The 25,193-nt window shown below is 70.7% G+C and carries 11 protein-coding genes and 1 pseudogene; 7 read left to right on the top strand and 5 right to left on the bottom strand.

Annotated elements, in window-relative coordinates:
• Positions 1-1,386 precede the first annotated feature (1,386 nt).
• Complete coding sequence (gene pglW, locus P3G67_RS33440; protein ID WP_276096857.1) at positions 1,387-5,826, top strand: BREX system serine/threonine kinase PglW; 4,440 nt, start codon at positions 1,387-1,389, stop codon at positions 5,824-5,826.
• A gap of 29 nt (positions 5,827-5,855) precedes the next feature.
• Here pglW and P3G67_RS33435 read toward each other — a convergent pair whose 3' ends face one another.
• From P3G67_RS33435 to P3G67_RS33425, 3 genes are read right to left on the bottom strand one after another with little or no spacing between them, the layout of a single operon-like run.
• The gene (locus P3G67_RS33435) at positions 5,856-7,310 is read right to left on the bottom strand and encodes a hypothetical protein (protein ID WP_276096856.1); all 1,455 of its coding nucleotides are present in this window, start codon (positions 7,308-7,310) and stop codon (positions 5,856-5,858) included.
• Positions 7,307-8,713: a KGGVGR-motif variant AAA ATPase gene (locus tag P3G67_RS33430; protein ID WP_276096855.1), complete on the bottom strand. Its 1,407-nt coding sequence runs from the start codon at positions 8,711-8,713 to the stop codon at positions 7,307-7,309. The genes P3G67_RS33435 and P3G67_RS33430 overlap by 4 nt, the downstream gene beginning before the upstream one ends.
• On the bottom strand, positions 8,710-9,225 hold the full coding sequence (locus P3G67_RS33425; RefSeq protein ID WP_276096854.1) for a hypothetical protein: 516 nt from the start codon (positions 9,223-9,225) through the stop codon (positions 8,710-8,712). The genes P3G67_RS33430 and P3G67_RS33425 overlap by 4 nt, the downstream gene beginning before the upstream one ends.
• Before the next feature lie 163 nt (positions 9,226-9,388).
• Here P3G67_RS33425 and pglX point away from each other — a divergent pair, with 163 nt between their 5' ends.
• From pglX to P3G67_RS33395, 6 genes are all read left to right on the top strand, one after another.
• Positions 9,389-13,126, top strand: a complete 3,738-nt coding sequence (gene pglX / locus P3G67_RS33420) for a BREX-2 system adenine-specific DNA-methyltransferase PglX (protein WP_276096853.1) — start codon at positions 9,389-9,391, stop codon at positions 13,124-13,126.
• Positions 13,127-13,200: 74 nt separating this feature from the next.
• Positions 13,201-13,392: a hypothetical protein gene (locus P3G67_RS33415; protein WP_313881806.1), complete on the top strand. Its 192-nt coding sequence runs from the start codon at positions 13,201-13,203 to the stop codon at positions 13,390-13,392.
• A gap of 170 nt (positions 13,393-13,562) precedes the next feature.
• Positions 13,563-17,549, top strand: coding sequence for a PglY protein (locus P3G67_RS33410; RefSeq protein WP_276096852.1), 3,987 nt, complete (start codon positions 13,563-13,565; stop codon positions 17,547-17,549).
• Positions 17,549-20,383: a BREX-2 system phosphatase PglZ gene (gene pglZ / locus P3G67_RS33405; protein ID WP_276096851.1), complete on the top strand. Its 2,835-nt coding sequence runs from the start codon at positions 17,549-17,551 to the stop codon at positions 20,381-20,383. The genes P3G67_RS33410 and pglZ overlap by 1 nt, the downstream gene beginning before the upstream one ends.
• Positions 20,380-21,711, top strand: a complete 1,332-nt coding sequence (brxD, locus tag P3G67_RS33400) for a BREX system ATP-binding protein BrxD (RefSeq protein ID WP_276096850.1) — start codon at positions 20,380-20,382, stop codon at positions 21,709-21,711. The genes pglZ and brxD overlap by 4 nt, the downstream gene beginning before the upstream one ends.
• Positions 21,708-23,831, top strand: coding sequence for a DEAD/DEAH box helicase (locus P3G67_RS33395; protein WP_276096849.1), 2,124 nt, complete (start codon positions 21,708-21,710; stop codon positions 23,829-23,831). Before brxD ends, P3G67_RS33395 begins: the two co-directional genes overlap by 4 nt.
• 404 nt (positions 23,832-24,235) lie before the next feature.
• On the opposite strand, the pseudogene P3G67_RS33385 reads toward P3G67_RS33395, so the two are convergent.
• Both P3G67_RS33385 and P3G67_RS33380 read right to left on the bottom strand, forming a co-directional pair.
• Positions 24,236-24,715 (bottom strand): annotated as a pseudogene (locus P3G67_RS33385) (integrase core domain-containing protein); the annotation flags it as partial.
• A gap of 26 nt (positions 24,716-24,741) precedes the next feature.
• Complete coding sequence (locus P3G67_RS33380; RefSeq protein ID WP_391858404.1) at positions 24,742-25,101, bottom strand: integrase core domain-containing protein; 360 nt, start codon at positions 25,099-25,101, stop codon at positions 24,742-24,744.
• Positions 25,102-25,193: the final 92 nt, after the last annotated feature.

Below are 25,193 nucleotides of genomic sequence, written 5' to 3'. Positions count from 1 at the left end.
CTATGACTTTCACTAATGGGCAGAACCAACCGGCGGCAACTGGCAGATGCTGGTGCGGGTGTGGGCTGTCAACAGGCCAAGGCGCCTACTTCCGGCAAGGCCACGACAAGATCGCAGAAGCAGCCGTGCTGGCTACGCGCTACGGGAACTCCGTCGTCCGGCTCCTAGTGCACCACGGCTTCAACTCGAGCATCTCCGTCGTCGACGAGGCAGAGGCCCAGGGGATATGGGAAGTGTGTCCCGAGTGCGAGTATCGAGGTGCGCCGGGGAGCGTCGCCAACCACAGAAGGAAGGCTGACCACTGACCTTGTCGGGAGACGCGGCTTATCCGACTCGCTCGCGTCTCCCATCACCTGAGGGCCCCAGGCCAGTGCGTCATTGACCTCCCACCTCAATGCCACGACCAGCCCTCGGCTGAAGCCACGTGGCGATTGGCCAGGCGGCTTCCACGACAGCCGAAGCAGAGCGAGGGCCGGGCCCCCAGCCCAGGCGCTGGGTCAACAGGACCTGGAGGGCGGGTACGGAGCCCTGGACGCCGACACCGTCCACTGGGAGTAGGAGGAGATACTGATGCGTGGCTTGTTCCGGTGGCTCGGCTACGGTCTCGTCGGGGCAGTACTCGGCAGCCTGATCGCAGCTGTTTTCCAATTGCGCGACAACACTGGGCCACCGCCGGGGGCATCATCGGCCTCATGCTGGGGGCAGTTTTGATTCTAAGGAACGGAGCGCACCAACGGCCCAGTTGGGCCGCGCAATGCGTGACGGTGACGGCACAGCGTTCCTCGCCCGTGCTGTCGACAAGGGGGCTGTCGAGCCCGACTAGCTTCCCTGTGCGGTTACGGGAAAGACCGCGTCCTCGTCACCACCGCGCTGCTCACCGACATGTACGACGAGGACATCGTTGTCCAGTCTCGGCGCCTAGAAGCACGCCTGCGTGACGCTGCTAAGGTCACCCGCACGGACAGGGGCTTCGCGAACTGCACCACCGGCACATTTACTTCTCCCAGCTCCTCTGTTGCAAGGGAGTTGCGGATCGCCCGCTGGGAGTTCGCTGAAAGGCCCTGGTGTGGTCATCGGTCACAACATGTAACCGACCTGAAGGAACAACGGAACTGTCCCGCTTCGTTCGATTGTGCCGTTGGTCGGCCACCCGCGGCACACAGCAGCCCGAGCGGGGCATCGAGGCTGGTTCTTGGGGAGATAGCGTATCCGGGTCGATGATACCCAGCCGCATCGGACCTTCCGGATGGCGACTCTTTTGCGCCGGGCGGCAGCCGGTCCAGTCCCGCTCCCGCTCAGTCTGCTTCCGGCCGGTTCCGCGCACGATAGTCTCGACCAGGCACTTTTGCATCGTGGTCCGTGAGGCAAGCCTGGGGAGGGCGGACGGTGACAGCTCAGTCAGGCGCGTCGGCACCGAGGCCCGGCGTACCCAAGCCGGGCCCGCCGCGCCCCGCCCGGCAGTGGTTCCAGGAGCGTCCCTCGCCGTACCCGTGGGAGCAGGACGCGCTGGACCATGTGCGGGGGCTCATGCCGCAGGCCGAGCCGTTCCGCGCCTGGGCCACCTTCTCCTTCACCGCGATGTCCGGCCGCGTCAACGAGTGCGATCTGCTGGTCGCCGTTCCCGCCGGCCTTTTCCTGATCGAGATCAAGGGGCATCCGGGGCAGCTCCGCAACACCGGGTCGACCTGGAACTTCCAGGGACCCGACCGCATGCGGACCATCAACAACCCGCTGCACCTGACCGACCTGAAGTCCAAGGAGCTGAAGAGCCAGCTCCAGTGGGCGGCCCGCAAGCTGGGCCTGTCCGAGCGGGTGGTCCCGCGCGTCGAGCCCGCTGTGTTCCTGTCGTCGCCCGACCTGGAAAGCCATCTGGACGAGGTCCAGCAGATCAAGGTCTACGGCCGTGACGACGGCGGCAGCGGCCTGAAGCGGATCTGGCAGGACTTCCTCGGCCTGCCCCCGGACCGTCCCGACCGGCGCATCACGCCGGAGTTCTCCCGGCACACCCTGCCGCAGCTGCTCAAGGCGATCGGGATCCGCCAGTCCGCGGCCCACCTCCGCTTCGGCGACGCCTGGAAGATGGAGCCGCACCCGCTGGACGCCGGGCCGTCCTGGGAGGATCGCCTGGCCACCCGGGACGACGGCCTTGTCCACGAGGAGGGCCGGGTCCGCATCTATCTGGTAAGCCAGATGGCGACGGAGGCGGCCCGCAGGGCCACCGAGCGCGCCGCGCGCCGCGAGTACCAGGTGCTGCAGGGCATCACCCACCGTGGGATCGTCGACGCGCTCGACTTCCGCGAGCACCAGGGCGGACCGGCGATCCTCTTCCGCCACCGGCACGGCGATCTGCGCCTCGACCAGTACCTGGACACCTACGGCGGCAGACTCACGCCCGAGATCCGCCTGGACCTGGTCCGGCAGCTCGCCGAGGCGGTCCGCTACGCGCACAACCGCTCCCTCTACCACCGGGCGCTAGCGGCCCGCTCCGTCTATGTGTCGTTCCGCGCCGACGGTACGGCTCCCGAGTTGCGGATCACCGACTGGCAGACCGCGGCGCGGGACTTCGACAGCAACGCCACGTTCTTCCGCTCCATCGGCGGCTCCGCCCTCGACGTCGCCCTGATCGAGGACGCGGCCCGCGTCTACCTCGCCCCCGAGTCGGACCAGCCGTACGCCGACCCCGCCGACCTGGACATCTTCGGGCTCGGCGCGCTCGCCTACCTGATCCTCACCGGCCGCCCGCCGGCAACCCAGCGCAGCGACCTCGCCGAACGGCTCCGCAGCGACGGGGGCCTGCGCCTGTTCGCGGTGGCCGACGGTCTGCCCGACGCCCTCGACGACCTGGTCTTCCGGGCGTCCCGTGCCGACGTCGACGAGCGCCTGGGCTCGGCCGAGGCGTTCCTGGACCTGCTGGACGAAGCCGAACGCGCCAGTGTCCTGCCCGACTCACCGGCGGCGGCCTGCGTCGACCCGCTCGAAGCGGTGCCGGGGCAGGCGCTGGACGCCGAGTGGACGGTACGCCGGGTCCTCGGCACCGGCGCCACCGCCCGCGCCCTGCTCGTGGAGCGGGCCACCGAGGACGAGGACGGCCGCACCCAGATCGACGAGCACGTCTTCAAGGTCGCCCTCGACGAGGAGAAGGCGGGACGGCTGCGCGCCGAGGAACGGGCGCTGCGCAAGGTCGGCGGCGGCTCCGTCGTCCAGCTGCGCGGCGAGGGGCTGCGGGAGCTCGGTAGGCGGACCGTCCTGGAGCTGGAGTACGCCGGTGAGCAGTCGCTTGGCGAGCGGCTGCGCGGCAAGGGGAAGCTCAGCTACCACGACCTGGAGCGCTTCGCGGACGACTTGTTCCGCGCCCTGGACCAGCTCGCCGCGCAGGGCGTGCGCCACCGTGACATCAAGCCGGATAACTTCGGCATCCAGCGCCGCAAGGACCGCACCCGGCAGCTCAAGCTGTTCGACTTCTCCCTGACGGACGCCTCCGACCGGGACGTGAAGGCCGGCACGCGCGGCTACCTCGACCCGTTCCTCGGCTCGATGCGCCGCGCTCACTACGACGACCACGCCGAGCGGTACGCGGCCGCGGTCACCCTCCACGAGATGGCGAGCGGGGAGCGCCCGCTGTGGGGTGAGGGGCAGCTCGACCCGCTGACGAACGAGTCCGCCGAACTCCGCGTTGCCACTGAGCTGTTCGAGCCCGCGCTGCGCGAGGGACTCACGGACTTCTTCCAACGTGCGCTGCACCGGGACACCGAGCAGCGCTTCGACACGCTGCGGCAGATGTGGGACGCCTGGCGGGAGGTGTTCCGCGCGGCCGACGCGACCGCCCCCGCCACTACCCCCTCCACCGTGGGCACCTCGTCCGACGATCCGGAGAAGGCCCGCGACCGCGCCGCCGCGGCGGCTGACCTGACGACGCCGCTGGACGCCGCCGGCCTCTCCCCGCGTGCCGTGTCGGTGGCTGGCCAACTGGGCGCTACAACGGTCGGCCAGCTGCTGGACATCCAGCCGTACACCATCTCCAAGGCGCGCGGCTCGGGAAACCTCGTCCGCAAGGAACTCAACCGGCGCCGCAGGCAGTGGGCCACCGCGCTGCGCCCGGCTGCGCCGTACGCACCCCGCAGGCAGACGCCGGACGCCGCCGCCCCGAAGCAGTCCGCCGTCGGCGACGGCGAGGCCCGCATCCTGTCGATAGACGACATGGCGGCGCTCCTCGCCCCCGAGCCGGGCCGCAAAGGCTCCCACCGCGCCGACGTCGTACGCCTCACCCTGGGCCTGCCCCCGGACGACGGCGGACTCTCCCCGCTCGGCGCCTGGCCCGTGCAGGCCCGGATCGCCGACCACCTGGGCATCAAGCAGACCTCCGTCTCCCGGCACCACCGCAACGAGATCAGGAGGTGGGCGGAGACGGACTGGCTGGAGCCGGTCCGCGCCGAGCTGACCGAGATCATCCAGTCCGTCGGCCGGGTGATGACCGCCACCGAGGCCGCGGCCGAACTCCGCGCCCGCCACGGCGCGGGGTCGGACACGCCCGAGCGGACGCTCGCCCGGGCCCTGGCGAGCGTCCGGGCCGCGGCCGACGCGGAGACCACCGAACGACCGGATGAGGATCCCGACGGGCAGCACGAACCCCGGTTCGACGTGCACCGGCGCGGTGAGACCGTCCTGCTCGCCGCTGAGTCCCTGCCGGGCTCAGACGACCCAAGCCCGCGAGAGCTGGCGGACTACGCGGCGCTCCTCGGCCAGGCCGCCGAACGACTGGCACGGCAGGACCCGCTGCCCGGCCGCGGTGAGGTCCTGCGCGTCCTGCGCTCCGTGGCCGCGCCCGACGGTCTGGCCCCGCTCGCCGACACCCGTCTGGTGTCCCTCGCCGCGGCGACGGCCCCCGGTGTCGCGGCCACGCCCCGGCTGGAGCTATATCCGCGTGACCTGAGCCTCGAGCGGGCGCTGCGCATCTCCCAGGCGGGCGCGGGCGTCCGCCGGGACCGGGGGATCACCGTCGCCGAGCTGGTGGCGCGGCTGCGCGCACGTTTTCCGGGCCTGGACCTGGTGTCGGGTTCCCGGGAACCCACCCATGTGGAACTGCTGGACGCCCTGGAAGGGGCGCGCTTCGACCTCGTCTACGACGACGAGGCGGAGAAGTTCGTCCCCAGGGCACCGGAGTCGCGGGGCCCGTGGAGCTCCACCGGCGCCCTCACCAGTTACCAGCCGCCCACCCCCGTCACCCGGGCCGACAGGGAGGACCCGCACGGCCCGCTTCGGGAGCGGCTTGCCGCCGTTGCGGAGCGGGGCGGTTTCCTCGCCCTCACAGTGAAGGCGAACGCGTTCGCTGGAGCGGCGGAGACCGTCGCGGCCGCTTTCCCAGTCGAGGCCGTGGACCTGTCGGCCGTGTTCCTCACCGCCTTCCGCGCCCTGGCCGCAGAGAAGGGACAGGACTGGCAGAAGGTCCTGCGCGCCGACAGCCTTTCCACTCCCGGCAACATCAAGCCGGGGTTGGCGTCCTTCGTCCGGGTGGTCTGGCAGCGCGTGGAGGAGGCGGTACTGGCCCGCGCCGACGCGCCGCGCACCGTGCTGTTCCTCCACGACTCTGGCCTGGTCGCCCGGTATTGGGACGAGGGCGGTCACGCCTTCCTGGTCCGGCTCCAGAGCGCGGCCCGCCGCCCCGCCGACGCCCCGCACGGCCTGTGGCTGCTGAGCACGGTCGAGACACGTGCGCAGGAGCCGAAGCTGGACGGCCGGACGGTGGAGGTGATCGGCGGCGACGGCGAACGGGCGCACCTGGACAAGGAGTTCCTGGACTCGCTGCGAGTGTTGGCCGACACGGGCTGAGCGGCGGCCGGCCAGCGCCGGCCGACGCCTCAGGACTTGCGGGGCACCCCGCCCTTGCGACCGATGTTGAACGCCAGCCGGTACACGTCGGGGAGGTCGAGGGCGCCGCTGGTGCGTTCGGTAAGGACGCCGAGATCCACCAGTTCCTCTATCAGTGCGAGTGGGTCACCGGCGTCACGGGGACCGCTGCTCTCGCCGTCGTCCTCCCGCATCCGGCGCAGCGTTTCGGCGAGCCCGCCCCGCTCCCAGCACTGACGGACGTGTGACGGCTCCATCGGCACCTGCCCGCCCTCGAGTTGCTCGATGGCGGCAGCGGCCCAGGCGATGTCCTCAGTCAGCTCTTCCACTCGGACCCGCGATGCCTCGTGCAGACTTTCCCGGATCGCCTCGTAGTGCAGCGGGTACGGGTGTCCGGCATACCGTTCCGTCGTCAGGGCCGCGGCCGAGCGTAGGGCGAGCAGCCAGGTCCTCGGGCTCACCCGTCCTTTGCCGTCCTGGAGGTGGTTCGGAACCCAGGTGAAGGTGTGGCCCTTGCGCCGGTCGGTGCCCATGTACGGCCCGGCCAGCGAGACGAAGACCTTTTCCTGGCACTTCTCGTCGGCGATCACGTCGACCGGCGCGATGAACCGCCCCTCGCCCTCCACCCGCCACTCGCCGTACTGGGCCCGGAACTTCTCCGCCTCGGCGCTTGGATCGTTGCCCAGCCGGTGGAAGAGAAGCCCGTAGAGGTTCTCCCGGCTCCATTCCAGGTCGGCCGCGTTCGCCCCGAGCTTGGAGGCGTCCGGGAACCTCTTGGGCGCGCTGTCATACATGTCCGGGCGTACGAAGATCTTGGCGCGCAGCGCCCCCGTGGTCAGCCGCAGCTCCAGTGCCACCTGGAACAGCGCCGACACCAGCCGGTCGGCCGTCGACCGGTCCGCGTGGAGATGATCCAGGGCGTCGAAGAGCAGCACGCGCGTCTCCCCGCTGTCCCTGGCTTCCCGGTCGGCCTTGCGCAGGGCGTCCTCGTAGGCGTCCTCGTTCTCCGCGGCCCATCGGATGCGGTCGGCCCAGTCGGGGATGCTCGCGATCTCCGGTACACCGAGCGCCATCATGACGACCGAGTACCAGAAGAACTCGAAGACCTCAGGACTGGCCACCTCGCGCAGCAGTCTGGCGATCTTGCGCTTGCTCGGGTACGGAGTGTCGCTGCCACCTCCTGTGGTGAACCCTGTGGTGACCCTGACCCGCCGCAGCCGCGGCATCATGTACGACCTTGCGGCCACCTCCCGCAGCTCGGGGTCGGTCAGTGCCTTCGCCCAGTAGGTCTTGCCAGTGCCACGGGCTCCCCTGACCACGGTCACGTCCGGATCGAGGGCGAGGCGGTGGCTGGACGGCGTGAACAGCCGTCGCAGGTCGGGGCTGTCCGTGTCCGCGTCGAGCGCGACACCGAGGGCCCTGGTGATCAGGGTGCGGTACTCGTCCGTGGTCGGTGCGGCGGTCATGAACGCTCCGGGGCGGGGTGCGGTGGCGGCAGCAGACGCTCCACCGTAGTCGTGAACGTCCGGTACGCGGCCTCGACGAACGGCAGCTCGGGCCAGTCCCGGCTGCGCAGGGGGTCCAGCCCCACCAGATCGTTGCCGAACAGGATGGGGATGGGCGCGTGCGGCGCGTCGTCGTCCTCCAGCGGAGGGTGGTACAGCTCGTCCCTCTCGTCGTCCGTGCCGTCCTCGTCCGTGTCGAGCTGGTCGTAGAGCGTCGTGGCGAACAGCTCCTGGGCGCGGTCGCGCAGGGCGGGCAGCCGTTTCGCGTCCCCGGCGGAGTGGAACATGGCCGCCACGATCCGCAGCCGCTCCCTCAGCTCCCGGGCCAGGGCCGGACGCCGCTGCCACTGCGTGAACAGCATCTTGTAGCCCTCCCAGGTGGACGGGTTGTCCACCGCGAACAGCAGGGCGAGCCCGCTGAGATGGGTCAGGGTGACCGCCGCGATGTCGTGCATGCCGGCCCTGCTGTCCAGCAGGACGACGTCCGGTGGCCGCGACAGCTCGGTCACCTGGTCCTCGCAGGCGGCGATGGCCTCTTCAAGTCGCGCGGCGAAACGCCGGTCGCCGTCACCGGGGTTGAGCCCGGCGAGGTCGCTGTAGATGCGGTTCAGTTTGGCGAGGTAGTCGTACGGCTCCCCTTCCAGCGGTGAGCCGCCCGCGGGCGCCAGCCACACCTCCCCGTTGCCCCTGAACGGCAGCGCGGAGCTGCGCGCCACCAGCTCCAGGTCGTCGGCGTTGCCGACACCGCCCTCTATCAGGTGGTCGACGATGCCGTGGAGGGGGATGCCGGCGGGGTCCTCTAGCAGGTTGGACACGCCCGGGGACTCCAGGTCGAGGTCCACCACGAGCACGCAGCGGCCCGTTCCGGCCAGGTACCGGGCGAGGACGGCAGTGGCGGTGGTGCGCCCGACCCCGCCCTTGAAGCCGTACAGCGCCACCCTACGGTCCCGGCGGCGGGAGGCCCCGGCAGAGGGCGCGGGGGTGCTCCGTGCCCAGTCGGTGCCGATGACGGTCCGCTCCAGGACATGCACACTGCCGGATCCGGTTCCGGTGGCCCGCCGGGGGGTGACCTCCACGCGGTCGTCGGCGTCGAAGTACAGCTCGGGCGCGAAGAGCTTGTCGCCGAAGAGGAGGGGTTCCAGCCCGGTGAAAGGGCGCGTGGCAGAGGTGAACGCGGCCGCGAGCGCCACCACGGCGGGGTCATCGGGAGCGAGAGGGCTTCGCCGGTCGTCGATGAGGAGGCAGGCCCGGCCCAACACGTCCCGGGTGACGACGACGTCCATGCCGAACTGTGCCGCTGCCTGCTGGGCGTGGTCGAGGGCGGCCTGCCAGGCGGTGTCGAACCGCACGGGGGAACGGCTCATGCGTGGGACCTCGTCCCCAGGATGCTCGCCTGCTCGTGCGCGGCGATGAGGTCGTACGCGGCTTTCAGATGACGGTCGAGAGCGGCGTCTGTAATCGTGGTGCCGTCGCAGTAGCGGTCACCGATGTCCCAGCCGGCGAACGGGTTCTTCCAGATGAGCTGTGTGAACAGCGCGCCCGATCCGCCTCCCCGGCGGCGGTGGGCGACAGCGGTGAGGTGTTCCCACAGCTCGGGGAGGTGTCCGTGTTCCTGCGGCTTCCGCGTCCGGTTGCCCGGGGTGCCCTTCACGGTGGCCACTTCGGCGTTCTCCAGCCGGTTCCGCGTGTTGAGCCGGGAACCCAGGAAGTCGGCCAGGATGGCCTTGATGCCGCATTCCGCCGCCAACCCGGCCAGATGGTCGGCGGATATCCGCAGGTCCTTGGCGGCGGCCAGCGTGGCCGCGCGATAGTGGTTCCTGCTCGCCGTCGCGAATGCAGGCGCCGGCTGTGTCGCGGAGGGTGTCGAGGCCGTCACGACGATCACTTTAACGAGCCGATCAAGAGGTCCGCGGCGGCTTTTCCCAGATCGCGACGACCCTGGGCCGCCGCACGGGGGCACGGGTGCGGCAGGATGGGAGGTCCGGTCCGCGGCTGACGCGGTGGGGCGCTGACGCGGTGCAGGGAGAAGGAAGCGAAGAGTGACGGTGACGACTACGGGCACGGACCGGGCGGCCCTGCTCAAGGACCTGAAGAAGCTGGTCGTCGACCTGGAGGACGACCTGCGGGACCGCAGCGAGTCCGAGGAGGAGTTCCGCACCCGCCTGGACCGCGAGTGGCGCGAGGCCAAGGAGGCCCGGCGCACCGCCCTGTCCTACCCGGCCTGGCGCGACGAGCGCGTCACGCAGGCCGCGGTGGCGTGGGTGCTGGGCTGCGTCTTCGTCCGCTTCTGCGAGGATAACGGCCTCATCGACGAGCCGTACCTCGCTGGCCCCGGTGAACGCCTCGCCGAGGCGGAGGCCCGGCACGAGGCGCACTTCCGCTCCTACCCGCAGCACAACAACCGCGACTGGCTCATCGAGGCGTTCCGCCACCTGGCGAGCACCAACGAGACCGCCGCCGGCCTCTTCGACGAGCGGCACAACCCGCTGTGGGGTCTGACCCCCGGCTACGAGACGGCGACGGAACTGCTGATGTTCTGGCGCCGCTGGGGCGCGGACGGTGAGATCCGCTACGACTTCACCGACCCCGAGTGGGACACCCGCTTCCTCGGCGACCTCTACCAGGACCTCAGCGAGCATGCCCGCAAGACGTACGCGCTGCTGCAAACCCCGGAGTTCGTCGAGGAGTTCATCCTCGACCTGACCCTGGAACCGGCGGTTGTGGACGACGGCCAGGGCTTCGGCCTCAACCCGGTCTGGACCGGCCCCGACGGCCGCGAACGCCGCGGCCTGCGCACCATCGACCCGGCGTGCGGCTCCGGCCACTTCCTGCTGGGCATCTTCCACCGCCTGCTGGGCAAGTGGCGCCAGGCGGAACCCGGCACGGACGACTGGACGCTGGTCCGCCGGGTCCTGGAGTCCGTCCACGGCTGCGACAAAAACCCCTTCGCCGCGAGCATCGCCCGCTTCCGCCTTCTGGTTGCCGCGATGCGCGCTGCGGGCACGCGGCGGTTGGCGGAAGCGCCGCCTTTCCCCATCAACGTGGCCGTGGGCGACTCCCTGCTGCACGGCCGTGATGCGGTGGGCATCCAGACCGACCTGGACACGCTGTTCGCGGAGGCGGTCGTGGGGCGCGAGAAAGGGGAGACCTACGCGTACGCCACGGAGGACGTGTGGGAGTACGCGAAGCGGGTGGACCTTCTGGGGCGCGGGTCGTATCACGTGGTGGTGGGGAACCCGCCGTACATCACGGTGAAAGACAAGCAGGAGAACGAGAACTACCGGGCGGCATACGACGCGTGCGCGGGGACGTACGCGTTGTCGGTGCCGTTCGCTCAGCGGATGTTCGAGCTCGCGGTGAAGGGGCCCGGCGGGCGGCTGGGCGGCGGTGGGTTCGTGGGGCAGATCACCGCGAACTCCTTCATGAAGCGGGAGTTCGGCAAGAAGCTGATCGAGGTCGTCTTCCGGAACCGGGTCGAGCTGTCTCATGTGATCGACACCTCGGGGGCCTTCATTCCGGGGCACGGCACGCCGACGGTGATTCTGGTCGGGCGGAACCGGGTGCCCAGTCCTGAGCGGAGGGTGCGGGCGGTGCTGGGTGTGCGGGGCGAGCCTGCGCAGCCGGAGGACGCGTCGCAGGGGGCCGTGTGGCGGGCGATCGTCGAGCAGGTGGGCAAGCCGGGGAGCGAGTCGGAGTGGGTTTCGGTGGAGGACGCGGCAGCGGCTGCCTTCTCCGCGCATCCGTGGTCGGTGAGTGGCGGTGGGGCGGCGGAGCTGTTCGCGCACTTCGACCGTATTCGCCGCAGGTTGTCGGACGTGCTGCTGGAGAGCGGCCGGACCACGCATACGGGCCTGGACGACGCCTTCTATCTGCCGTACACCGCTGCGCATACCCGAGGTCTGGCGAACGGGTGTGTCCCAGTCGTGCTGGGCGATGGGCTGCGGGACTATGCCCTGACAGCGCCGACTCGGACGTTCTTCCCCTACTCGTCGGACGGGGAGCCGCGCGAGCTGGATCAGTGTGAGCACGAGTTCCTGTGGCCCAACAGAACTGTGCTGTGGCAACGCGTCGACTTCGGTGAGACGCCGGAGCAGAGAGGGCTGCGTTGGTACGACCACAGCATGTTCTTCCCGCGCCGCTTCCGGAGCCCGCTGTCCATTGCGTTCGCGTTCGTGGCGACGCACAACCACTTCGTGCTGGACCGGGGCGGGAAGGTGTTCAAGCAGTCCGCTCCCGTGATCAAGCTACCCGAGGGGGCCGGGGAGGACGAGCATCTGGAGTTGTTGGGGGTGCTCAATTCTTCGGCGGCTTGTTTCTGGCTGAAGCAGGTTAGTCACGACAAGGGAAATCGGGGTGAAGGCGGTGGTATCACCAGCTCCGGATGGGAGCGTTTCTACGAGTTCACCGGCACCAAGCTGCAAGAGTTCCCGCTCCCGGCCAAGCTCCCGCTCCACCTCGGCCGCGCCCTCGACGCCCAGGCTCAGAAGCTTGCCGAGTTCGAGCCTTCGGCCGTGGCCGCGACTGTCGTACCCACGCGACAAGTGCTGAATGACGCAGCGGCCGAACACGGCAAGGTCCGTCGCCGCATGATCGCCCTGCAAGAGGAGCTGGACTGGCAGGTCTACGGTCTCTACGGACTGCTCACCGACCGCGAGGTCGCTCGAACTGTGACGCCTCCCGACCGATTTGCCGACCTCCCCGACGTTAGACTCGGCGAGCGGGCGTTCGAGTTCGTCATCGCGCCCCAAGCCGAGGGTGACGAGGCGGTGAGAGAGTGGTTCCGGCGCCACGGCTCGACCCCCGTCACCGAGATCCCCGCCCACTGGCCGGACTGGTACCGCGAGATCGTCCAGGCCCGTATCGACCTGATCACCAGCCGCAAGGACATCGCCCTCATCGAGCGCCCGGAGTGCAAGCGCCGCTGGGCGACCGACCAGTGGGAGAAGAAGGAACGCGCCGCGCTGCGGAACTGGCTGCTGGGCCGCTGCGAGGACGAGGAGTTGTGGTTCGAGGTGAGTGACGGGCTGCGCCGTCCCCGGACGCTGACCGTCAACAACCTTGCCGACCAGCTCGGTTCGGACCCCGACTTCACGTCCGTCGCCGCGCTCTACGCGGCCGACCACCTGAAGAAGCCGGACCTGCCCCTCCCACAGGTCCTCAACGAGATCATCGCCGACGAGCACGTGCCCTACCTCGCCGCGATGCGTTACAAGGACTCCGGCCTGCGCACCCGCCGCGAGTGGGAGAAGGTCTGGGAGAAGCAGCGCGAGGAGGACCGTACGGGCACGCGGCTCGATATCGACCCGCCGACCCGGTACAAGTCCTCCGACTTCCTCAAGCAGTCCTACTGGACCCACCGGGGCAAGCTCGACGTGCCCAAGGAACGGTTCATCTCCTACCCGGAGGCGGGCCCCGACAGCGACTCCACGCTGATGCTCGGCTGGGCCGGCTGGGACCACAAGGACCAGGCGCTGGCCCTCACGCAGCTCATCGACACACGGGTGAAGAGCGACGCATGGGGCGCCGAGCGGCTCGTACCACTACTCGCCGGACTGCATGAGGTCATGCCGTGGGTACGCCAGTGGTACAGCGCCTACGACGACGAGTGGGAGGGCTCGCCGGCCGAGGACCTGGAGGCGGAGTTCCAGCGCTACCTGCGCATGCACAGCGTGAGCGAGGCGCAGATGAAGGAATGGCGTCCGGTACGGAAGACGCGAGGGCGGAAGGCCGTACAGCGTCGGGAGACGACCGAACAGCCGGAGTTGGGCGACGCGTAGAGCGGGGCGAGGGGAGAGCCGCCCTGCTCTCCTCCCTGGTCCACCGGCCCGTCGCCGCGCTCGTACGCGTCGAGGTGTCCGACACGCATCCCGCCCTGCCCGTGTGCCTGGCCCCGGCGGCCGCCGACGCCGACGGGGGCCGGGGCCTGTTCCTGGTCGAGGCGCTGGCCTCCCGCTGGGGAGTGAGCGAGCGCACCTGGCCGAGGAAGACGGTGTGGGCGGAGGTGGACCTCGGTGGAGGGGCCCGCGGCGGACACCCCGCGTGAGCGCCCCCGGCGATCCGCCTTCAGGCGGGCACCCACCGTGACACCACCTTCCGGAGGCGTCACGATCTCTCCCCCCGCTGTCCTATCCACCTGGCAAGATGGACGTCGCGCCAACTAGAGGGGGGCGCTGTCCGGGCCGGCCGCCAGCACAGTGAGGGAATGATCGCCTGATGTCGACCACAGAGCTGTTCCTCCGCGATGTCATCGACATCAAGGAGGACGTCCACGCGGGCGATTTCAAGGTCGACCTCTCCCAGGGCTTTCACGAGGCCGACGAGCGGGTGGCAGAGTACGTCGTCACCGAGCAGCTGCAGAGGGCGTTCCGCACGTCGCTCGGTATCGTCGCGAAGGCCGTCCGCACGGGCGACTCGCACGCCGCGTACCTGCACGGCTCGTTCGGTGCCGGTAAGAGCCACTTCCTGACCGTGCTGCACGCCGTACTGAACGGCCACGAGGGTGCGCTGAACAAACCGGGGCTGACGGAGGTCGTCGCCGAGCACCGGGACTGGCTGGGCGGCAGCCGGTTCCTGATGATCCCGTACCACCTGGTCGGATCGACCGACCTCGACTCGGCGCTGCTCGGCGGGTACGTCCACACCGTGCGGGAGTTGCACAAGGACGCGCCGACCCCCGCCGTCTACCGATCGGACGCGCTGCTCGCCGACGCGGACCGGCAGCGGAAGTTCCTCGCCGACGACGACAAGTTCCGCCAGTGGCTCGGCGCCGGGGCGGCGGCCACCGCTCCCGGCGGGGACGCGGCGTCCGGCGCGGATGACGAGGACGATCTGCCAGGCATCGACGCCGGAACCGACCTGCCCGGTACCGGCGACTGGAGCACCGCCGAGCTGGATCGCGCCTTCGCCGCCCCGCCCGGCAGCGAGGAACGGGAGCGGCTGGTGTCGGCGCTGCTGACCGGGCCCATGGCTGGCTACACGCAGGCCGCCCGCGGCGACGCGCAGTCCTTCATCCCGCTGGAGAACGGCCTGACGGTCATCTCCCGCCATGCCCAGTCGCTGAACTACGACGGTGTCGTCCTCTTCCTCGACGAGCTGATCCTGTGGCTCCAGGCGCACATGGGCGACCAGGACTTCGTCCGCGACCAGGTGCAGCGGCTGGTCAAGCTGATCGAGTCCGGCGACAGTGGCCGGCCCGTGCCGATCGTGTCGTTCATCTCTCGCCAGCGCGACCTGTCCCAGCTGATCGGCTCCGACGTGGCCGGCGCCGACGTGCAGAACCTGGAACAGCAGGTCGACTACCTCGCCGGCCGGATCGACGTCGTGGAGCTGGAGGACAGCAACCTAGTCGAGATCATCAAGCACCGGGTGCTCGCCCCGCGCCCGGGTATGGAGCAGGCGCGCGACGACGCGTTCAAGCTCGTGGAGTCGTCGCGAGACGAGGTGCGGCAGGTGCTGCTCGACGCGCAGGGGCGCACGGAGGCGAGCTGGGACGACTTCCGCACCCTGTACCCGCTGTCCCCGGCGCTGCTGAACGTGCTGGTGGACCTCTCCGGCGCGCTCCAGCGCGAGCGGACCGGTCTGAAGCTGGTGCAGGAGCTGCTGCGGCGGCACCGCGACGACCTGCGGCTCGGCCAGCTCATCCCGATAGGCGACCTGTGGGACGTGATCGCCGCGCGGACCGGTGAGGCGTTCACCGCGAAGCTCCGCAAGGAGTCGGAGATCGCCCACCGCTTCCACGCCCGCGTCCGCGAGCACCTGCTGAACAAGTACGGCTCCGAGGACGACAAGCGCTTCCGGACCGACGACCGGCTCGTCAAGACGCTGCTGCTGGCCTCCCTCGCCCCCAACGTGCCCGCCCTGACCCGGCTCACCGGCGGCCGGCTCGCCGCGCTGAACCACGGCACGATCAGGACCCGGGTGGGTGACGCGGGTGCCGTCGCCGTCCAGCGTCTCCAGGCGCTCCAGGCCGAGGGGTTCGACGGCGAGCTGCGCAGCGAGGGTGACCCCGCCGACCCCGTCTTCCACCTGCACCTGTCCGACCTGGACGTGGAGCCGCTGCTGGAGGAGGTACAGGGCGTCGCCGACCAGGACGGCTACCGCCGCCAGTGGATCAAGGACCAGTTGTGGGCCGCGCTGGGCATCCCCGACACGCAGTCGTTCGTGTGCGAGCGGCCCGTCGTCTGGCGCGGCACCAAGCGCACCGTCGAGTTCGTGTTCGGCAACGTCCGCGACCCCCATCTGCCCGACGCCGAGTTCGAGCCGCAGACCGAGGGCAACATCCGCTTCGTCTTCGACTACCCCTTCGACAGCCATGACCACTCGCCGATGGACGACGCGCAGCGGGTGGAGCGGCTGAAGCGCGCCGGGAAGACGGCGCCGACGATCGTCTGGCTGCCGCACTTCCTGTCCGAGCAGAAGGCCCGTAACCTCGGCCGCCTGCTGAAGATCAACTACCTGCTGGAGCGCGACCGGCTCGACGACCACACGGCGACCCGCCCCGCCGAGGAGCGCGTCCAGATCCGCAACCAGCTCAAGGCGTCCCGCGACAGCCTGACCACCCAGCTCACCGACGCGCTGCTGCAGCTGTACGGCATCAACAAGGCCGACCCGGGCACCGCGGGCGCCGAGGTCCGCGACGGCGAACACCTGATCTCGCTCCAGCCGGGCTTCACCCGCACCCGGCCCGAACCGGCGGTCGGCTTCGAGGAGAACCTCTTCCTGCTCGCCGACGGGCTCCTGAGTGCCCGCCACCCCAAGCACCCCGACTTCGACCCGCGCCTCACCCGCAAGGCCATCACCACCCGCGAGCTGAAGATCGCCCTCGAATGGATCACGAGGGCGATGGAGGACGGCTCCCGGCGCGTCGTGGTCGACAGCCAGCACCTGCCCGTCGTCCGCCGGATCGTGCACGCCCTCCAGCTCGGCGAGGTCCACGACGGGCCGCTGAACGTCACGACCGACTGGCGCCTGCGCATCAACAAGAAGGCAGCCGAGACCCCCGACGCCGGCCCGGACCTGTCCGTGGAGGAAATCCGCGACTGGATCGATGAGCTCGGCTACACCGGCCTCGACCGCCACGTCAGCAACCTGATCATCGCCACGTACGCCCTGCTGGACGACCGCACCTGGGTCTACCAGACCTCGCCGCTGCCCAAGGCACCGGAGCTGGAGCGGATCGGCCCCGGATACGGGCTGATGGCCGTGGAACTGCCCACCGAGGACGAGTTCCACACCGCGCTCGGCCGCGCCGGGACGATCTTCGGCAGGGCCGTCTCCCGGGTCCTGTTCGCCCGCAACGTCGCCCGGCTCGCCGAAGGCGTGCGCGCGGTCGCGGAGGAGCACCGCGTGGCCCTCGGCGAGGTGCGCACCCTGCTCACGGAGCACGCCCACCACCTCGGGCTGACCGGCGCCGACGCGCCCCGCCTGAAGTCCACCAAGGCCGCCGCCGACCTCGTCGCCCGCCTGCTGCGCACCACCGAACCGGCCGCCTGCGTGCGGGAGTTGGCCGCCGCCGCGTACGACGTGACCGACGAGGAGATCGCGGGCGCCCTGCGGCACGCTCCCGAGGTCGCCGCCGCGCTGCGCGGCACCCAGTGGTCCCTGCTGGAGGACGTGCGCCGCACCCTCGCCGTACGCCAGGATGGCCTCGGCGAGCGGGCGACCCGGTTCCTGGACGAGGTGCGGCGCACCGCCCGCGAGCACGAGCAGACCGTCTCGCTGGTGCCCGTCCTCGACCGGCTCCCGGACACCGTCATGGCCCTGATGCGCGAGGCTACCCGCCTCGCGCAGCCCGCCCAGCCGGCCACTCCGCCCGCAGCCCCGGTCACGCCCGACGCGCCGGGGCCGACCGCCGAGGACGTCAGCCTCACCAACCACGGCACGCCTTCCGTCCCCTCGACGCCCGCACCGGGCCGGCCCTCCACGCCGGACGACGCCTCCCGCGGCGGGGGCGGTGCCGAGGTTGCCGTCCCGACGCAGTCCGGTCGCCGGCGCGCCGTCCACCTCATCGAACCCACCCGGCTGGAGGTGTCGCTGGCCACCACGGTCGCCGAGATCGACGCCGAGATCCGCGCCTACCTCGCCGACCACCCCGGCACCCGCATCCAGCTCTCCTGGCAGCCGGTCACCGACACCGGGTCCGGGTCCGACGGTTCCGCCGGCACCGCGGCGGAACCGGGCGCCGAAGGGACCGCCGGCTGATGGCCCCGGCCCAGCCCCGGGTGGGCCGCCGTACCGTCGAGGCCCTGCTCGCCGCGAACGCCGAGGACCTGCGCGAGCGCAGCCTCGTGCTCGTCCACGGCCGGTACGCGCCCGGCGCCCCGCCCCGGTTCACCGTCACCCTGGACGGCGAGGCGCGGCGCGTCCACGTGCGGGACGAAGCCTCCGTCCTCGGTGTCGTCGCCGCCCTGCACGAGCACAGGAGCGCGGCCGCTCCCTCCGACGTGCTCGTGGTGACCACGGGCGTCGACGACGAGCAGCTCGGCTGGGACGTGCGCGGCAGAGCCGTACGTCGCAAGACCCTCACCGTCGAGAATGCTGAGGTCGTCCTCCAGCGCTTCGCCGCCACCACCCTGGACCCCCGCATGTACCGCGAACCCTGGCTGCTGGAAGCCCTGGTCGAGGCGGAGCCCGCCGAAGGCGGCTGGCCGCGCGTCGGCGGAGTGCTGACCCGGGACGCGGCCCTGCGCGCCCTGACAGCCGAACGGCTCGGCCTACGCGCATTTCACGGCTCCTCCGGCCAGGACGGGCAGGTCACCCTTGACGCCGACACGCTGCTCGCCTGGTCGCGCACGCCCGCCGGACCCACGCGGTTCGCCGAACTGGGCGCCACCGAGCGCGCGGAACTGAAGAAGTGGCTCGCGGAGGTTGCCGGACCGGCCGTACCCGTCCTGCTGTCCCTCGCCGAGGCCGGACTCGGCCACGACGCCCTGCCGCTCGGACTGCTCGGCGCCGCACTGCGGGACCCCGCCGCCCAGCCCGACACCGTGCTCGCCCTCGGCGGACTGTTCGGGCAGGTCATGCCCCGACGGTCGGAACTCGCCGTGTTCACCGATGCCGTGGAGGGAACCCTCACCCGCTGGATCGCCGACGCCCGCACCAGCCAGGACGCCCGCCTGCGCGTCGACGCCGTACTGGAGAGGGCCGACGAACTGGCCGACAAGGCGGGCCTGACCCCCGGACTCACCGCCAGCCGCTTCCTTCCCTCCAGCTTCACCGCGCAACTGCGCCGCACCGTCGCGGAGGCACGCCGTTCCCCGGCCGCCGGGGAGGCCGCGCTGGCCGACCTGCTCGGTCACACCCTGGCCGGCCTCCGCGCCGACCAAGTCCAGGCCGCCGAGACGGCCGTACGGGTGGCGCGCTGGCTCAGCGGCCCCGAGCCCGCCGTCACCAGCGTGGCCGCGGCCGTAAGGGCGCACGTCTCCGACTGGGGCTGGGTGGACCGGGCGCTCACCGTGCTGTGGGCCGGCGACCCCGGCGGCGATCTGGAGACCGGCCGGGACCTGCGCGCCCTCTACGAGCAGGCACGTGAGCGCAGGCAGCGCCTCGACCAGGAGTTCGCCCGGCGGCTCGCCGTTTGGGCCGCGCACGCCACCGCCCAGCACCCCGACGGCTGCCTCGTCGTCGAGAACGTGCTGGACACCGTCGTACGCCCGCTGACCGGCCAGGCCGCCCCGCTCGTCCTCGTCCTCGACGGCATGAGCAGCGCGGTCGCCGCCCAACTCGGTGAGGAGGCCGAACGCGACGGCTGGCGCGAGATCGTGCCTCGCCCGGAGCCCGGACAGGTCCCGGCGCGGCTCGCCGCCGTCTCCATGCTGCCCTCCGTCACCCGCGTCAGCCGTGCCTCCCTGCTGGCGGGCGAGGCGGCCGACGGCGGCCAGTCGACCGAGACGAGCGGCTTCACCGCCTTCTGGAAACGGCGGCGCAGGACCGCGGTCCTCTTCCACAAGGCCGCCATCGGCGGCGAGGCGGGCCACGCGCTCTCCCACGACCTCATGACCGCTCTCGCCTCCGACGCTGTGGTCGGCGTGGTCCTCAACACCATCGACGAGGCACTGGACAACGGTCGGCAGGGCCGCGGCACCACCTGGTCCCTCGCCGACGTCACACACCTGCGCGAACTTCTCGCCGCCGCCCGCAGCTACGGCCGCCCAGTCGTCCTGGTCTCCGACCACGGCCACGTCCTGGAGCGCCGCAGCCGCGCCGACGCCCCGACGGCAGCGGCCGACGGAGCGGAGTCCGCCCGCTGGCGCACTGGTGACGCGGCGGGGAAGGGTGAGATCGCCGTCGACGGCCCGAGAGTGAGAGAGGGCGGGGGCGCAGTGATCCTGCCGTGGCGCGAGGACATCCGCTACACCGGGCGGCGGGCCGGATACCACGGCGGAGCCTCCCTGGCCGAAGTCACCGTCCCGGTGCTCGTCCTGCTGCCCCCCGGGGAGGAGGCCCCGAAGGACTGGGTGCCGCTGCCGCGCGAGCTGTCCACGCCGGGCTGGTGGCGGACGCACGTCACCCGGGAGGTCCCGCAGCCCGCCGCCGTGCCCGCCGGTCATCCGGTGACGCCCTCCCCCGCACGACCTGCCGAACCCGCCGAACCCGCCGGAAGCGCCGGAAGCGCGCCGACCGTCGACGCGCGACCGTCCGCCCGGGCGGAGGCCGCACCGCCGGTGACGGAGTCGCTCGGCTCCACGGTGGTGAGCAGCGAGGTATACGCGGCCCAGAAGGAGTACGTCCGCAAGGCGCCCGAGGCGAAGGTGGTGGCCGCAGTCGTCGACGCGCTCGTCTCGGCGGGTGGGACGATGTCCCCGGCCGCTCTCGCCGCGGCGATCTCCGCGACCGGGCGGGTCCGCCGCAACATCGAGGGCTTCGTCGCCACGGTGCAGCGGCTGCTGAACGTCGAGGGGTACCCCGTCCTCGGGTTCATCGACGGCGGGCACGCGGTCAAGCTCGACGTGCCGCTCCTGCGCGAGCAGTTTCTGCCGAAGCAGAACGCCCTGGAGACGGAGGAAGACGGACAGCCGGGGGAGGAGAAGGCATGACCGACCTCGCCTCCGTGAGCGCGGTCCGGCGCCGCGAGGTCATCGACGCCCTGCGGCGCGGCACCGTCCCGCAGTCCGGGCTCGACCTGTTCGCGGTTGGACTGGACCGGTTCGAAGCCGCTCTGGACGACGACCTGGCCACCGTCACCCGCGGCGGTGCTTCCTTCCACGCCGTCCGCGGCGACTACGGCTCCGGCAAGACCTTCTTCGCCCGCTGGCTGGCCGAGCGGGCCAAACGCGCCGGACTCGCCACGGCAGAGGTGCAGATCTCCGAGACCGAGACACCGCTGCACCGACTGGAGACCGTCTACCGCCGGCTCACTGAACGCCTGGCCACCGCCACCCACCAGCCCAGCGCACTGAGGGCCGTCGTCGACTCGTGGTTCTACACCCTGGAGGAGGAGGTCCTCGACGGCTCGGAGATCGACGAGGACGACGACGTGGCCCTCGCAGCGGCCGTGGACACGCTGATGGAACGCCGGCTCGCCGACGTCGCCCGCACCACCCCCGCGTTCGCCGCCGCCCTGCGCGGCTACCGCAGTGCCGTCACCGACGGGGACGGCGCCACCGCGGAAGCCCTGATCGCCTGGCTCGGCGGCCAGAAGTCCGTGGCGGCCTCCGCCCGCCGGGCCGCCGGAGTACGCGGAGACCTGGATCACTTCGCCGCGCTCGGCTTCCTCCAAGGTCTGCTGACTGTGTTGCGCGACTGCGGCCACCCGGGGCTGCTCCTCGTCCTCGACGAGACGGAGACCCTGCAACGCGTCCGCGGCGACGTCCGGGAGAAGGGCCTCAACGCACTGCGCCAGCTCCTCGACGAGATCGACGCCGGACGCTTCCCCGGCCTCTTCCTCGTCATTACCGGGACCCCGGCGTTCTACGACGGCCAGCAGGGCGTCCAGCGGCTCCCGCCCCTGGCCCAGCGGCTCGCCACCGACTTCACCACAGACGCCCGCTTCGACTCGCCCCGCGCCGTCCAGCTCCGGCTGCCCGGCTTCGATCTGCCGCGCCTGGGGGAACTCGGCCGGAGGGTGCGGGATCTCTACCGGGGTGCGGCCCGCCACCCCGAGCGGGTCACCGCCCGGGTCGACGACGCCTACGTCGGCGAACTCGCCACCGCCGTCACAGGAGGTCTGGGCGGCAACGTCGGCATCGCCCCCCGCGTCTTCCTCCGCAAGCTCGTCGCCGACGTCCTCGACCGCGTCGACGATTTCGAGGACTTCGACCCGCGCAAGCACTACCAGCTCACCGTTTCGGCGGGCGAGTTGACGGACACCGAACGCAACGCAGCCGCCGACCGGGCGGATGACGTCGAGCTGGACCTGCCGTGACCACCCCCGACGGCCTGGAACCGGCGCTGATCCACCACATCGTCAACACCCTGGGCTGGAAGGACCTGCGTCCGCTCCAGAAGGCCGCCGTCGCCCCGCTCACGGGGGGAGACGACGCGCTGCTGCTGGCCCCGACGGCCGGCGGCAAGACCGAAGCCGCCTGCTTCCCGCTGCTGTCCCGGATGCACGCTCAGGGCTGGTCCGGCACATCGGTGCTGTACGTGTGTCCGCTCAAGGCGCTGCTGAACAACCTGCTGCCGCGCGTGGAGACCTACACCGCCTGGCTCGGCCGGACCGCGGCCCTGTGGCACGGCGACACACCGGCCGGCGCTCGGCGGCGCATCCTCGCGTCCCGGCCCGACGTGCTGCTCACCACTCCAGAATCGCTGGAAGCCATGCTGGTCAGCGTCAACGTCGACCACGCGTCCTTCTTCTCCGGCCTGCGGGCCGTGGTCGTCGACGAGGTCCACGCCTTCGCCGGAGACGACCGCGGCTGGCACCTGCTCGCCGTACTGGAGCGCCTGCAGCGCGTCGTGGGCCGCTCCCTGCAGCGCGTCGGCCTCTCCGCGACCGTCGGCAACCCCGAAGCCCTGCTCACCTGGCTCCAGGGATCCGGGGCAGGTCGGCGCCCCGGACGCGTGATCGCGCCCCACCTGGCCGGGGCACAGCCGACACCGGCTTCCGTACCACCCGGTGACATCCAGGTCGACTACGTCGGCTCGCTCGACAATGCGGCCACCGTCATCAGCGCCCTCCACCGGGGCGAGAAGCGGCTCGTCTTCTGCGAATCGCGGCGCTTGGTCGAGGAGTTGGGCGCCAAGCTGCGGGCGAAGGGCGTGACCGCGTTCCTCTCGCATGCCTCCCTCTCCCTCGACGAACGCAGGCGCGCGGAGACCGCGTTCGCCGAGGCCCGCGACTGCGTCATCATCGCCACCAGCACGCTGGAACTGGGCATCGACGTCGGCGACCTAGACCGGGTCATCCAGATCGACGCGCCCATCTCGGTGGCCTCCTTCCTGCAGCGCCTGGGCCGCACCGGACGCCGCCCCGGCACGACCCGCAACTGCCTCTTCCTCACCCTCGACCAGGGCGGACTCCTTGCCGCCGCAGGACTGTTGCTCCAGTGGTCACGAGGCTGGGTCGAACCGGTCACCGCGCCGCCCGAACCCCGGCACATCGTCGCCCAGCAGCTGCTCGCCCTCTGCCTACAGGAACACCGCGTAGGAGACCGGCTCTGGCAGGAGTGGTGGAATGGCCTCGGACCGTTCGGAGGACCGGCCGAGCCGATCGTCCGCCACCTGGTCGAGGAGGGATACCTCGATCAGGAAGGCGGCATGCTGTTCATCGGGCCCGAAGCTGAACGGCGCTTCGGCCACCGCCACTTCATGAGCCTCACCGCCGTCTTCACCGCACCCCCGCAGTTCACCGTCCTCCACGGCCGCACCGAGATCGGCCGCACCGACCCCGCGCTGCTCACCGAGAGGGTTGCCGGCGCCCGCAGACTCCTCCTCGCCGGCCGCAGCTGGCAGGTCACCTACATCGACTGGCGCCGCAAACGCTGTTTCGTCGAGCCGGCCGACGGCGGAGGAAAGGCCAAGTGGAGCGGCACGGGCTTCGGGCAGGGCACCTCCTTCGAGGTCACCCGCGCCGTGCGCGAGGTGTTGCTCGGCACGGATCCGCCCGTCGCCCTGACCCAACGTGCCACTACGGCGCTCAAGGAGGCGCGTGAGGTCTTCCTGGAGAAGGTCCACCCGGGCGGTACGTTGATCGTGCGCGACGAATCGGGACAACTCCGCTGGTGGACCTGGGCAGGCCACCGGGCGAACGCGACGCTGGCCGCCACGCTGGAGGGGATCGCCGTACCGGCTCAGCGCATCAACGACCATTGGATCCGCCTGCGCGAAGACCTTACGCCGCCGACCTGGAAGAACGCCCTGAGCGAGGCTCCGGACCGGCTCTGCCTTCCCGCTGTCGACGAACGGGCGGTGCGGGGGCTCAAGTTCGGGGACGCGCTGCCGCCGCGCCTGGCGGAGGCGACGCTGTCGGCCCGACTGGCGGACCTGACAGCCGCTACAGAAGTACTTGCCGAACCCGTACGTTTTGTCGCCGCTTATAAGTGAAGCGGTTCATGGCTTCCCGAATGATCACAACGCGCGCGGCCCCAGATCATTACGCCAGAGATCGGCGCACTGCCTCGGCCAGCGAGGCCGCACGCACATCGTCGCCGCCGATGACGCGGTTCATCGCGTAGGCGAAAGCAACACCGTGTTCCGGGTCAGCGAAGGCGAGTGACCCTGCGCCTGCCGAAAACCTCATCCACGCAGTTCAAGCGGCATGTTGGTACTCGTGGATCACTCGACCGAGCTGGTCTCGGCGGCGTATGCCGAGACGGATGATTCGCCCGACATCGGTGATCGGTCGGGGACCGCGCGCAGTGGTGCTGCCTGGTTCATCGCTTGCTGGGGTCGGTGAGCGTTGTGGTGCAGCTCGAACTGTGCGGGTGCCGAATAATCATCCGGCCTGGTCAAGCGGCATGTTGGTACTCACGGAGGATTCCGCTGAGTCGGTCTCGTCGGCGGACTTCCAGCTGTGTGATGTGCGCTGGCAGGTTGACCGGTTCGGGTAGTGGGCGAAGGGGCGCGGCCTGCTTCAGCGTTCGGTGCGGTCGGTGCTCGTTGTAGAAGGTCTCGAACTCACGGAGCGCGTGGAGTAGGTGGCTCTGGTTCCAGATCAAGGTGCGGTCGAGGAGCTCGTGCCGGCAAGTCTGTATCCAACGCTCCATGATGGAGTTCATCCGGGGTATCTGGATGCCAGTGGTGATGACCTCGAGTCCGGCGTCGGTGAGTAGGGCGTCGAAGGCGGCGGTGAACTTGGAGTCGCGGTCCCGGATCAGGAACCTGGCCCTGCTGCCCGCGTCCTCCAGGTCCATGAGGAGGTTGCGCCCGAGCTGCACGATCCACTCCGCCGTTGGGTGTGCGGTGGCGCCCAGGATTCGGATACTGCGCCTGCCGGAAACCTCATCCACGCAGCTCAAGCAGCGTGTTGATACTCGTGGATGACTCCTCCCAGGCGATCGTGTCGGCGTATGTCGAGGCGGGTGATTCGTCCAGGGTCGGTGATGGGTTCGGGGACAGCGCGTAGCGGTGCTGCCTGGTTCATGGCCTGGTGGGGCCGGTGGGCATTGTGGTGCTGCTCGAACTCGTGGAGTGCGTGGCGGAGATGGTGCTCGTTCCAGATGAGAGTCCGCTCGAGGAGTTCGTGGCGGAGTGTCTGCACCCACCTCTCCATAATCGAGTTCATTCTCGGCATTCGGATGCCGCTGAGGACGACTTGAATGCCGGCGTCGGCGAGAACCTTGTAGGTGCCAAGAACCGCGTCCGCGCTGGTCACGCCGTATGTTGGTACTCGTGCAGGATGCCGCCGAGGCGGTCGCGTCGGTGGACGTCGAGGTGGGTGAGCCGGTGGGGTTCGGTGATCGGTTC

The sequence above is a fragment of the Streptomyces silvisoli genome, assembly GCF_029269905.1.
Lineage (GTDB): Bacteria > Actinomycetota > Actinomycetes > Streptomycetales > Streptomycetaceae > Streptantibioticus_A > Streptantibioticus_A silvisoli_A.
The sequence above is the reverse complement of the archived record's forward strand: the minus strand, read 5'-3'. Positions and strand labels throughout refer to the sequence as shown.